This window comes from Microcoleus sp. D3_18_C4 (assembly GCF_036702355.1).
Classification (GTDB): domain Bacteria; phylum Cyanobacteriota; class Cyanobacteriia; order Cyanobacteriales; family Microcoleaceae; genus Microcoleus.
Genome location: NZ_JAUBTF010000046.1, coordinates 49,284 through 61,973 on the forward strand (window position 1 = coordinate 49,284; position 12,690 = coordinate 61,973).

The window sequence follows — 12,690 nt, forward strand, 5'->3', positions numbered from 1 at the left end:
TAGTCGAGGGCGCAGATACACAATTTATACCTTGACATATCATCAATAACATTTATTAATTCGAGCGGCAAGGGGATTCTCTGTCGGAAAAATCAGGTTGCCTATGCCACAAGTATAATTGGATACAGTTGCTTGCGATGTACTGTAAATTTTTGTAACAAAGTGGCCGCAGTTTCCGAGTGTTCTAAGATGGAGGAAGCCTCCAGCAGGCGGAAAATGTGAAACAACTGCTGTTCCAGAAACGAGTCAAACTTTTATGCTGGGATAATGAGTAAAATATCTAACAACATTCGATCGACAGTGGCTCAATTGAGTCAAATGTATAAACCATCACTAGCATTGGCTAAGTCTGTATTACTTGCCAGCGCGGCAGTAACATTATCCTTGATGGGGGCCAGACAGCTAGGAATACTCGAACCAGTAGAATTAAGCGTTTACGACCAAATGGTGAGGTGGCGTCCCGATGAACAGCCAGACTCGCGTTTGCTAGTTGTGGGGATTACCGAAGCAGACATTCAGAAACTGAAAGAGTGGCCAATATCCGATCGCAAAATAGCTGAAATCTTACAAAAACTCGACAAAATGCAGCCGGCAGTGATCGGTTTAGATGTACTGCGAGACGTACCATTAGGAGACGGGCGCCAGGAATTAACTAAAATTTTACAAAAAAGCGATCGCATTATCGGGGTATGTTTAGTCACCGACGGGAACCCCGACAATCCAGGTTCTCCACCTGCGCCGGGGCTGCCAGAAAACCGGGTCGGATTTGCAGATTTCGGAGTCGATCCGGGTGGCATACTCCGCAGGGCTTTATTATTTATGAAACCGCCGACCATTGAGGGCAACTCCTCGGCCCAAAAACATCTTTGCAATGACGATTCTCAAGTTTTATATTCCTTCAACCTCCAGCTAGCACTCCGCTACCTGCAAGGGCAAAAAATCTCTCCCAAACTCGCCCCCGATCAATCTTTATGGCTGGGAAAAACCCAATTAAAACAACTAGCAAGCAATGACGGAGGATACAAAAATGCCGATGTCAGGGGATATCAAATATTAATTAACTATCGTTCCAAGCAGCAAGTCGCAAACCAAGTCAGAATCACCGATGTTTTAGAAGGGAAAGTTGACCCGAATTTAGTTAAAGATAAAATAGTGCTCATCGGTTACACCACAGAAACCGTTAAAGATTTCTTTTATACTCCTTACAGTGGGCGACAGCAAAGCAACCAATTCATGCCTGGTATCGTGGCACACGCACAAGTAGTCAGCCAAATTTTGAGTGCCGTTTTAGACAACAGACCGATGTTGTGGTTTTGGCCGGAATGGGCAGAAATCCTGTGGATTTCGGCATGGTCAATTGTCGGAGGAACGTTGGCATCGCGGATGGCTCACCCAGCGAAGTTGACAGTGACATTCGCAGCACTGCTGTCCGGGTGCTGCGCGATTAGTTTTGGGATTTTTCTCTTAGGAGGGTGGGTACCTGTAGCAGCGCCAGCCTTAGCATTAATCTTAACTGGCGGTAGCATTGTATCAGCAGAAAGATTTAATAAAGCCGGATACGGGAAAGCAATTAGCGATCGAGTTAAACAAGTCTTCAAAATCGAAATAGACCAAGCCAAAAAAGAACAGCAAGTCGCAGAAATCACAGAATCTGATTTCTTTAAAGAATTGCAGCAAAAGAAAGATAAACTGAGGATTAGCAAACAAGAAACCTCTGAAAAAGCACCTTCCGAACCCCAAGAAATAATTGCCATTACCCCAGAGCTTCCCAAGGTCGAAAGTCAAACAGACGAATACCTAGCTCAGTTGCAGGAAAAAGCCAAACAGCAGAAGCAGCGCGCCGCCGTGACTGAATCGGAAAGCGGTTCTCCAACGGATGTCCCGAACGATACCCGTTGTGGTGCTAGTTCAGCCGAAACTAAACATGATGACGAGTTCAGCGATTTGCAAACCAAAGCCAAACAGATGCGGCAGCGCAGGGGCGCCCAAAAGATGATAAAAGATGAAAAAATTGATAGTTTAACAGATAAGGAGGATTTGGGGGGCAAGGAAGAATGACAGACAACTCGACTGCATCATCGAGAATTGCATCATAATGGGTTCTCCCCGTTTCTTACCCTAATACGCAGATCATGTCCAAAATCATCTCTGTCCACTCTTACCGGGGCGGAACTGGCAAATCGAACACGACAGCAAACCTGGCATCTATTATCGCTCGCAGCGGAAATCGGGTCGCCATTGTGGACACAGACATTCAATCACCGGGGATTCACGTGCTGTTCGGTTTCAGCGAGAGCAACATGGATCGCTGCCTGAACGATTACCTGTGGGGCCGGTGTCCGATCGCGGATACGGCCTACAATGTGAGTTCGCTACTGCCAAAATTAGCCACTAACGGCAGCCTCTACCTGATTCCTTCGAGCATTAAAGCAGGGGAGATAGCGCGAGTTTTGCGGGAAGGCTACGATGTGGGACTGCTTACCGACGGCTTTCAAGAACTGATCGAGGTTTTGAACTTAGACTACCTATTTATAGACACGCACCCGGGACTCAACGAAGAAACCCTCCTCAGCATCACCATTTCCGACATCCTGCTGCTGATTCTGCGTCCGGATCAGCAAGATTTTCAGGGAACGGCTGTCACAGTAGATGTGGCCCGCAAATTAGAAGTTCCCAAGATTTTGATGACGATTAATAAAGCCCCAGAATCGCTGGATTTCGAGGATTTGAAGCAGCAAGTAGAGAGTATTTACAAAATCCCAGTGGCAGGGGTACTGCCCCACAGCGACAAGATGATGCTGCTCGCCAGCAAGGGGGTGTTTGCGCTGCACTTCCCTAACGACCCTCTAACTAAGGTGGTGGAAGGGATTGCCAAACAGATTGTGGGATAATTGGTACAGCGAAGACCGATCGCCCGCCTAGGAGTTTCGCTTTCGCTCTCAATTCTTGCGGAGCGATGTCCTCCTGTGTATCCCGAATATTTGGTTAAAGAGTCAGGAGAATGGCGACAAAATGAGATACAAATAGATTATGAGAATTTGTTAAAAAACTTTAGGAGGAGAACTCATGGATTTTGACTTCCGCATACTAATAGTATTGATGCCCGTATTGTTGGCGGGCGGCTGGGCTGCTTACAACGTCGGCGCTATAGCTCTCAAACAAGTGCAGAAATTGTTGAACAAGCAAGCGTGAACTAAGCATTATCACCAGTAATTTCGCAGCCGGCTGTTTTTTGAGATACAAAACAGCCGGCTAATTTGTGCATTGGCTCTGCTTAAGTGATGGCTGATTGTTGGCGGGCAATTTACGACTGCAGAGAGAGGGGGCGAAAACAAAAGAAAAGTATATTTAAAGATTAAGCAGAAACCGGGTACGCTCAAGCAAAATACTTTGTTGCAGCAAACGAGTCTGGGTAAAAAAACCTAGCTGTGAAAGCAGGGCGATCGCATAACTTCAGATTGTGATGTTTTCCTTTTTACTCAGGACTTGTGAGTAGAGTGTTATAAAAATATTTGGTAAGCACGTTATCGCAGAAAATATGAGACAATCACAAAAGAATTTGCCCTGAGAATCTCCCTCAAGACTACGAAGTTTAATGAGTAGGGAAGATAGGTCAAATTGTCAATGTTAAATTCCTATATCTTTAGATAGATTATGCTTTTTCCCCGATCGAGTGGCCTTTTACTCCACCCCACGTCCTTTCCCAGTCGATTTGGCATTGGAGACATGGGAATAGAAGCATATCGCTTTATTGACTTTTTAGTAGAGAGCGACCAGCAATACTGGCAGGTATTGCCGCTGGGGCCGACAGGATACGGCAATTCTCCTTATTCGTGCTATTCAGCAATGGCGGGAAACCCGCTGCTGATCAACCCAGAACTGCTGCGGGACCAGCAATTGCTCGGAGATGAAGACTTCGCTAATTTGCCCGAATTTCCGCTGGATTATGTAGACTTCGATCGAGCGATCACGCTGAAAGTGCCTTTGCTCAAAAAAGCTTGCGAAAACTTCAAAGCCAAAGCATCCCCGATCCAGCAAAAAGAATTCTCAGGTTTTTGCCAAAGCAAAGAGAATTGGCTGGAAGATTACGCCTTATTTATGGCACTAAAAGATCACTTTGGCGGTGTTAGCTGGAACAATTGGGAACCAGAAATTGCCCGTCGAAAACCAGAGTCAGTAGAGAAGTGGCGTCAGCAGCTAAATGCTGAAATTTATTACTACCAATACGTTCAGTTTGAGTTTTTTCGCCAGTGGACGGAGTTGAAACGCTATGCTAATATGCGGGACATTAAAATTATTGGCGATATTCCGATTTATGTAGCTCACGATAGCGCCGATGTATGGTCTCATCCAGAAATATTTTGCTTGGATGAAGCCAGCGGAGAACCAGCTTTAATGGCAGGAGTTCCCCCAGATTACTTCAGCAATACAGGTCAATTGTGGGGCAACCCCGTATACAATTGGGAGAAGTTGCAAGCAACTAATTTCGACTGGTGGGTGCAGCGTTTTGAAGCGATTTTCTCTTATGTAGACGTGACTCGGATCGACCACTTTCGAGGATTTGACGCTTACTGGGCGGTGAAGCGCGGACAAGAAACTGCGATCGAGGGAGAGTGGATTAAAGCGCCGGGAACAGCTTTGTTGGATCTAATTAACGAGAAGTTTGGCAACTTGCCGATTATCGCTGAAGATTTAGGGGTAATTACTCCAGAAGTGGAAGCTTTGCGCGATCGATACGAGTTTCCAGGAATGAAGATTTTGCAGTTTGCTTTTGGCGCGGGCCCTGGCGATCCTTTTTTGCCTTTCAACTACGATCGCAACTGCGTAGTTTACACCGGTACCCACGACAACGACACGACTGTCGGCTGGTTCAATCAACTGCAACACTACGAAAGAGATGAGGTTTTGCGTTATTTGGGCTGCATCGATCCCCAAGGCATTCACTGGTCTTTAATCCGCATGGGCTGGATTTCTATTGCTAATTTGGCAATTGTGCCGTTTCAAGATTTGTTGGGTTTAGATACTGACGCGCGGATGAATTTTCCGGGGAAACCAGAGGGAAATTGGGGCTGGCGGTATCGACCCGAAGCTTTGAATTGGGATGTGAGGGATCGGCTAAAAACTATGACTTACATCTGCGGGCGCGCTCCTAATAAACATTGATCGTCGGTAAGGGGTAGTGGGCAGTGGGTAATTGGTAATTGTTAATGGGTAATATCAAATCTGTTAGCATCGGAATTCTTCCTATCTCTCTACTCTTTATCTGCGTGAATCAGCGTCAATCCCTTGTCATCTGCGGTGAAGAAATTCTCTTTTTTAAACCGCAGAGACAGGCAGATAAACACAGATTAACGCAGATGAATTAGATCAATTCCGGTTGCACCATCCGTGGTTGACTGTTGACTGGATTTGACTATTCCGATGCAACCGGGTTTGATAGAATTGGTAATTGGTAATTGGTAATTAGTGCATCAAGACGGACATTCTAATTAAACTCTGTGGACTGCCCGCTATTACCTATTACCCATTAACAATTACCAATTAACACTCAACCTTCATTCTTGGGCGGTGCTGAAGGCTTGAGTTCGTTTGCTTTAAAAACAACTTCTTTGGCGACTCCAGGATCTCCGAGTGGTTCGGCCTGTCCGTTATTAAGAGCAACCATTACCCCGCCGGCGTTACCTGCTACCACTACTAATTGCTTTTGAGCCTCCCAGGTGCGAACAGTCCCGGTCGGCAAAGTTCCCTCAAACTCTGTTTTACCATCGACTTCAACCTGCATCCACGATTCTGCTTTAAAAGTGACGCTAACCATTACTGGTTTATTGCCAGATTTATTTAAATTTTGACCGGTTCTTACTGCTTCGACAGCCTCGTAACTATCCGGTTTCTGATTTTGTGAGGGTCTTGATGCCTCAGCAGCTAAACGAGCTTTTTCTTGCTGCCCAAGTGCTAGTTCTTCGGTTCCGGCACCGTTTTTTGCGGTAACAGAACCGCTCATCAACTGAGATAAGACATTGACCGAACAGATAATTAGAAATGTGTAAAAGAGGTAGAGGTGCATCGGCCGCAACTGAGGCCCATCTTGCCAGGATAGCTTGGTTCTCGATCGGGGTGGCGGTTCGATCGGGAAAAAGTCGGCAAACTGAGTTCCGTCCAAACCCATTGCTTCAGCGTAGCGCTTGATCAAACCCTGAGTGTAGACGGGTTCGGGAAGTTGGTCTAGTTGACCGTCCTCGATGGCTTGCAGTAGATTCCGCCGAATCATTGTTACCACGGCTACTTTGTCCAAACAAATCGACTGCTGTTCGCGGTACTGGCGGAGTTGAGTTCCTATTTCCGCTAGCTTCTTCTGAGCTGTTTCTGGCTCTTGGGAGTGCAGTTTCTGCTTAGTGGTTTTGAAGAATAAAAACAATAAATTCTTTGTCATATGCTGTGCTCCTGGGAATTTACTGGCACGCTTATTGATGTTAGGTTGACTAGATTCCATAAATAAATAATTTCCGCATCTTCTAGGGGTCGGCAGCAGCCGGGTGGCAATATTGGCGAACCGGGCCGCTGCAATTGAATCGGGCCGATGGCTGTGCGGTGCAGGCGCACCACGGGATATCCCAACTGTTCGGCCGTTCGCCGAATCTGTCGGTTCCTGCCTTCTGATAGAATGACTTCTAACAGAGTTTGGTCTCGCGCGCGATCGAGAACTTTAACTTTCGCGGGCAAAGTTTTTCTGCCGGACAAGATGATGCCCTGACGCCACGTTTGTAGTATGGGTTCCGGGGGATCGCCGCTCACCCAAACCTGATAAGTTTTGGCGATCGAGTGACGCGGATGGGTCAAACAAAATGTCAGCTTACCATCATTGGTGAGCAAGAGGGCGCCGGTGGAATCCGCATCTAAGCGTCCTACGGGGTGGATGCCTTGACCGGAGCGCAGTTGGGGTGGCAGCAAGTCGAGAACTTTCGATCGGGCCCTTGGATCGCTGCAAGTAGAAACTACGCCTGCCGGTTTGTTGAGCAACAGATAGACCTTTGCGGGTCGATCCGTTGGTTTCACCGGGACTCCATCGACTTGGATGAGATCGCGATCGGGATTCGCTTTTTCTCCTAAGCGAACAATATTGCCATTAACTCGGACTCGTCCAGCTACAATCATCTGTTCTGCAAGACGGCGAGAGGCAATGCCCCACTGGGCGAGGATTTTTTGCAGCCTTTCATCAGACATGACGGGAGTGTGGAAATCCCCAACGAGCGAACGGTGGGGAGGAAACACGACACGGTTAATTGATTAACCGTACTAGCAATGCTCAATTCCTGGTTGGGAATAAATTATAATGCTGACCAATTATTACAGGACGCCCGGCAAGAGTGCAGATTGTCCTTGTGCCCGGTGCAGATTGTCCTGATGGCATTACCCTGAATGCTGTGCAAAAACTACGACGAAAAGACTCGCTGCAGGCACAGGTTTGCACCGTTGGTTTGCGGCTGGTTTGAAAGGTGTGGGTCTGACCCGACCATAAACCAACACTACCATAAATCCCGTACTCCTGGTTAAATTTATACGCTCGATCGCGAATTTTTCATCGGGATCGCACAACTCGTGAACTACCCCAATATCCCAAGGGGACAAAGGTGAGAATTTTTCTGCTTCTGGCCTTGCTGATGCCAGATTGATGCTTGATTTTGGAGTTAATCGGACTTGTGTTCATCAACCCGGTTTCTCACGAAAATCAGAGGTTGATAGCCGTATATTTGTGCAGAAACCGGGTTTTCGAGGCGGGATGTGCAAGTTCTAGTTAAATTTATGTGCTTGAATATTAAGGTTTATATTCTGAAATTGTTTATGACTGTCGATCGAAACTCTCTTCAATTTGACAATAGAGATACCGCTAGTGGCTGTGGTGGGACTGTGAATCTCGGCGAGGAACCGGGGAGACCTTCGCCGAGTCAAGGCAGCCGAATCGCGAGCGCGGTGCTGTCTCCGGCGGTGCAGTTGTGGCTGCGATCACAAGTTCAGCAGGTGGACGAGTTGAAGGTGAAAATTGAGGGGAGCGATCGACAAATTTTCAGCGGTGCGATCCCCAAAGTCACGGCTGCCGCTCGCGGTGCTGTGTATAAAGGACTACACTTAACTGAAGTTGCCATAGAGGGCTGCGGCATTCGCATCAACCTCGGTCAAGCTCTCAAAGGCCAACCCCTGCGCCTTCTGGAATCCGTTCCCGTGGCAGGCGTTTTGAGGCTTAGCCAAGCGGATTTGAATGCGTCGCTGAAAGCGCCTTTGCTGGCTGATACTTTAAGCGAATTTTTGCTGCCAATGCTGCCACTGACAGATAGGGAACAGTCGCTGAAGTTGCAAAATTCGCAGATTGCAATTGAGGCGGGTTTGTTGACGCTTTCGGCTGCAATTTTGCGCGCTGGCGGTAGGCAAATTCCTTTGGTATTGCGGACGGGTTTGCGGATAGCCAGCGGTCGCGAATTGATGTTTGAATCACCAGAAATCGAAATGGATGGAGAATTAAAGAGCAGTGATTTCAATGGTTTTAAAATTGATTTTGGGCCGGAAGTTGAGATTGAAGAATTGATTTTGAGTCAGGGGGAGATTGTTTGTCGGGGAGGAATTAGAGTTTTGCCTTAGTTCGTTAACAGTTAACAGTTGACAGTTGACAGTTGACTTTAACCTGGTTCCTCGGTAGAGGCTGGGAATACATACCCCATGCCCAATTCCCCATGCCCAATTCCCAATCCCCAATTCCCAATTCCCAATTACCAATTAATTAAAAAAGAGTCGATCGCGGGCAAAAATAAAGTCACAAAATAGTAGACTAAGGGCGCGGTAAAAACATAACTGTCGGTGCGATCGAGAATGCCACCGTGACCGGGGATCAACTGTCCCGAATCCTTAACGCCGGCGTCTCGCTTCATCATCGACTCAGTTAAATCTCCCAACAGGCTAGCAACCCCAATTAACAGACCAAAAGCAGCCCCAGTATACGGCCACCCCGGCCAGTGTAAATACCAAGACCCAGCGGCTGCCACGGCGATGCTGCCGCAAACTCCAAATACGGCACCTTCAACGGTTTTTTTGGGGCTGATGTGGGATAGGCTAGTGCGCCCGAAGAATTTGCCGACAAAATAAGCCCCAATGTCAGCGGCCCAGATGCAGAAGAAAGCCAGCAGCAGCGAAGTCAATCCTAAAGATATGTGGCTGGAACTTGTCCAAGACGGGGACGGGTAAATGTTAACCGGCAAATTGCTTGCTACTGCTTGCGAAAGTTGGGTTGTAGCAAGATTGGCTGGGTCGAGGCCGACTCGCAGCCGTACCCAATAGCTGGGCAAATAACCGCCGTAGAACAATCCTAAAACTGAGGAGGCAATATCGGCGATCGTCGATAATTTAGGTTGGAATAACAGGTAGAAACAGATTAAGGTTCCCGCTAAGGGGAACATGGCATCTACGAGTTCCGGTGCTAGGGCTGCAGTAATTAGCAGGCCTTGACTGACGGCTAAGGTAGTTTTGGCAGCGGGTGCAATGCCTTTAGCCCTGGCTAATTGAAAATATTCCAATTGACCTAGGTAGACGATGATCCCGAAGCCGACGGTGAAGTACCATCCGCCCATAATAATCATTCCCAAAGCAAGGGCGATCGCAACTATTCCACTCAGGATACGAGACCAAGGCATAAAATGAATTTCTCTTGCAGACGGCGGTGGATCATTCGATTTTAGATTTTAGATTTTAGATTTTAGATCTACTCCACAGATGAATCTGGGAGATTGAACCTTGGTCTAAAATTTTGGGTGGTTCACGACGATTGTCGGCGGCTTGTACCCGTTTTTGGGCGGTGTCATTCGACGCAAGGATGTAAGGATTGTTAGGGTACGGTTTCCTCCCTTGCCCAGCCAAGCCGAATACCCAACTGGCGATGATCCAAAATCTCAAATCAGGGGGTCAATCCAGCTATGGTCGCCCTTATTCTAAGTATGAAGGTTAAGTGAACTTAAAAAAGATTAAGAATTACATTTAGGAATGGGCATAGGGCATAGGGCATGGGGCATTGGGTATGTATTCCCAGGATCTGCCGAGGAACCAGGTTAAAGTTAACTGTCAACTGTCAACTGTCAACTGTCAACTGTCAACTGTCAACTAACTTCTAATCCAGCTTTTCGCCGCTGAGAATAAATATGGGATTGACGGCGGCAAAGGTTTGGCTGAGGCCGCGAGTCTCCAAGCGGTTGACGGCGGACTGGACTACTTCGATGTTGCGGACTTGTAACTCGGCGAACCCTTCGGAAAGGGCGTAAAGATTTTCTAAATTGGATGCTGTGGCGACAACTCTACCGTGGGGTGGCAAGTAGCGCCACACTTCTTGGAGAATCGCTTTAATGGGGCGACCTCCTTCGATGCAGACTCGGTGGGGGGGTTGGGGCAGGTTTTCCAGGCATTCCGGGGCACTGCCTTCTATGACTTCTACGTTGTCGAGCTCGAATCGATCGCAATTTCTGCGAATCAAGCTTGCTACTTCTTCGTCCCTTTCGACGGCAATAATCCGACCTTTGGGACACAGCAAACCTGTTTCTACGGCGATCGTACCAGTACCTGCACCGATGTCCCACACGACTGAATCTGCTTGCAGCCGCAGGTGGGAGATTAACAGCAGTCGGACTTCTCGCTTACTCATGGGAATTCCCGGTAAACGTTCAAATAAGTCATCCGGGATGCCTGGAGTGACGTAGGGCCAAAGCATAGTTATATTTTTGATTTTTGATTTTTGATTGAAGCAAGACGGCAGTTGGAACTCGTGGAAGAAGTAGAAATTCTCCCAATTTCCCCCAAGCCTTAATATTTACTGTCGCACAACCTTGAGAGTTTGGAGGTTTCTATCGCTACAACCTGTGATTTTTCCGCCGGCGGCAAGGATTTGTTGCAGGTAGTCAACGGCTGCTGGGGTAATGATTTCACCGGGCATCAGGACTGGTATTCCTGGGGGGTAGGGACAGATGAGTTCGGCGCTGAGTCGATCAACTGCTTTGTCTGCGGGTACTGTTTCCGCTGGGAAAAAGAAAGCCTCACGGGGGGAGAGTGGGGGAGGGGAAAATCGGGGGAAGGAGAGAATCTTGTCTTCTTTCTGACTTCTTCCTTTTAACTGAGATATTGCATGATTCTCAAGAACGGGCAAGATGCCCGTTCCACAACACATCAAGTTTCTTGTGGGGAGTAGGGGTTGGGCATCTTGCCCGCCCATAAAAGGCTTATTGACTATCGTGTCAGATTTGGCTTCTAAAAGAGTACAAGCTTTAACTAGATTGTCAATATCTGATTGTGTATTTCCCAAGCTGATAATAAATGTTAGATGTTGCGGCATTGGTAATTCTGCCGTCACACCGAGTTGAAAGTGCAGAATTTCATCGGCGGCAAATCCTGTGATTCCTAAATCGGATACTTTTACTGTTAGCCTGGTGCGGTCTAATGCTGCAAAACCCGGTGTATTTAACGGTTCTAAAACTGATAAGCCGGGAATTTGACTAATGCGCGATCGCGCTTTTTCTGCTAGGTGTAAAGTTTGATCCATTAATTCTTTACCGTGGAGTGCGATTTGTTGGCGGGCTGCGTCTAGGGATGCTAATAATAAGTAGCTGGGACTGGTAGATTGTACTAGCTGCAATGCTCTATTTAATTTTTGGATATCTATGCGATCGCCCTTGACGTGCAGCATCGATGCTTGTGTCATTGCACCGAGGGTTTTGTGGATGGATTGTACTGTTAAATCGGCGCCGGCTGATAGTGCTGATTCTGGCAAGTTTGGATGAAAGTTAAAGTGCGCGCCGTGGGCTTCGTCTACTAATAACGGTATGTTGTATGGATGGGTAATTTGGGCGATCGCCCGCAAATCCCCGCAGACGCCGTGATAGGTTGGATAAACTATCATTACTGCTTTGGCGTCGGGATGTTGTTCTAATGCGGAGGCTGTGGCTTCTGGGGTGATGCTGTTGGCAATATCCCAATCCGGGTTGTACTCTGGATTGACAAAAATTGGAATTGCACCGGATAAAATTAAACCTGAAATCGCCGATGAGTGGATATTTCGAGGTAGGATAATTTTATCTCCAGGGCCGCAAGTCGCTAAGATGGCGGCGATTATTCCGCAAGTCGAACCGTTAGCCAAAAACCGAGTTGATTGGGCTCCAAATGCTGTGGCGGCTAAGTCTTGAGCTTCGGCAATTGCACCTTCTGGGTTAAAGAGATTATCTAATTCCGGCAATTCAGGCAAATCGGATCGAAATACTGTTGTACCGAATAAGTCAATTAGGGGTTGAGAGATTCCTTGTCCGCCTTTGTGTCCGGGGGCGTAGAATGGGGCGTGCGGCTGATTTGTGCGATCGCGCAAGGCATCTAATAGAGGCGTTTGTTGTTGAGAGTTTGCTGGTGACACGCTTAATCTTGATTTGAATATTTGGAATTATAGCAACCGCTGAGGTTTCACTGGACGTTATTAATTGCTGAAACCATTGCTGGAAATTCCGCGATCGCATCGACTGCTTCCTGTTTCGTTGCAATCGCCCACAAGCAACACCGTCTCAATTTCAAACTTCTCTAAAATGACTTAACATCGACTGCTTAATACCAATTTTATGTGAAGTTGCATATAATAGAGAGATAGCTTTTATGGTGCGTTTATGAGTCGTAGTTTAAAAA

The 12,690-nt window shown here is 47.3% G+C and carries 10 protein-coding genes; 5 read left to right on the top strand and 5 right to left on the bottom strand.

Annotated elements, in window-relative coordinates; genetic code table 11:
• Window positions 1-267: 267 nt before the first annotated feature.
• The 4 genes from QUA90_RS21210 to malQ all read left to right on the top strand — a co-directional run bounded on the left by QUA90_RS21210 (window position 268) and on the right by malQ (window position 5,163).
• Window positions 268-2,058: a CHASE2 domain-containing protein gene (locus QUA90_RS21210; RefSeq protein ID WP_333447570.1), complete on the top strand. Its 1,791-nt coding sequence runs from the start codon at window positions 268-270 to the stop codon at window positions 2,056-2,058.
• 74 nt (window positions 2,059-2,132) lie between these two features.
• Window positions 2,133-2,891, top strand: coding sequence for a MinD/ParA family protein (locus QUA90_RS21215; RefSeq protein WP_333344057.1), 759 nt, complete (start codon window positions 2,133-2,135; stop codon window positions 2,889-2,891).
• A 175-nt stretch (window positions 2,892-3,066) separates the two neighbouring features.
• On the top strand, window positions 3,067-3,192 hold the full coding sequence (locus tag QUA90_RS21220) for a photosystem II protein Y (RefSeq protein WP_333053037.1): 126 nt from the start codon (window positions 3,067-3,069) through the stop codon (window positions 3,190-3,192).
• A 462-nt stretch (window positions 3,193-3,654) separates the two neighbouring features.
• A complete protein-coding gene (malQ, locus tag QUA90_RS21225; RefSeq protein WP_333447572.1) occupies window positions 3,655-5,163 on the top strand; it encodes a 4-alpha-glucanotransferase in 1,509 nt (502 codons plus the stop codon).
• A 385-nt stretch (window positions 5,164-5,548) separates the two neighbouring features.
• Here the strand turns inward: malQ and QUA90_RS21230 are convergent, their stop codons facing one another.
• Window positions 5,549-6,430 carry a RodZ domain-containing protein gene (locus QUA90_RS21230; protein ID WP_333323895.1) on the bottom strand — a complete coding sequence of 294 codons (882 nt, stop codon included), beginning with the start codon at window positions 6,428-6,430 and terminating at the stop codon, window positions 5,549-5,551.
• Window positions 6,427-7,221, bottom strand: a complete 795-nt coding sequence (locus tag QUA90_RS21235) for a pseudouridine synthase (protein ID WP_333324001.1) — start codon at window positions 7,219-7,221, stop codon at window positions 6,427-6,429. Before QUA90_RS21235 ends, QUA90_RS21230 begins: the two co-directional genes overlap by 4 nt.
• 618 nt (window positions 7,222-7,839) lie before the next feature.
• Between QUA90_RS21235 and QUA90_RS21240 the strand changes: the two genes are divergently transcribed.
• Window positions 7,840-8,631: a DUF2993 domain-containing protein gene (locus QUA90_RS21240; protein ID WP_333447574.1), complete on the top strand. Its 792-nt coding sequence runs from the start codon at window positions 7,840-7,842 to the stop codon at window positions 8,629-8,631.
• Window positions 8,632-8,759: 128 nt separating this feature from the next.
• Here QUA90_RS21240 and QUA90_RS21245 read toward each other — a convergent pair whose 3' ends face one another.
• From QUA90_RS21245 to QUA90_RS21255, 3 genes are all read right to left on the bottom strand, one after another.
• Window positions 8,760-9,677: a phosphatidate cytidylyltransferase gene (locus QUA90_RS21245; RefSeq protein WP_333447576.1), complete on the bottom strand. Its 918-nt coding sequence runs from the start codon at window positions 9,675-9,677 to the stop codon at window positions 8,760-8,762.
• A 470-nt stretch (window positions 9,678-10,147) separates the two neighbouring features.
• The gene (gene cbiT / locus QUA90_RS21250) at window positions 10,148-10,741 is read right to left on the bottom strand and encodes a precorrin-6Y C5,15-methyltransferase subunit CbiT (RefSeq protein WP_333211772.1); all 594 of its coding nucleotides are present in this window, start codon (window positions 10,739-10,741) and stop codon (window positions 10,148-10,150) included.
• Between the two features lie 99 nt (window positions 10,742-10,840).
• Complete coding sequence (locus QUA90_RS21255; RefSeq protein WP_333447578.1) at window positions 10,841-12,427, bottom strand: aminotransferase class I/II-fold pyridoxal phosphate-dependent enzyme; 1,587 nt, start codon at window positions 12,425-12,427, stop codon at window positions 10,841-10,843.
• Window positions 12,428-12,690: the final 263 nt, after the last annotated feature.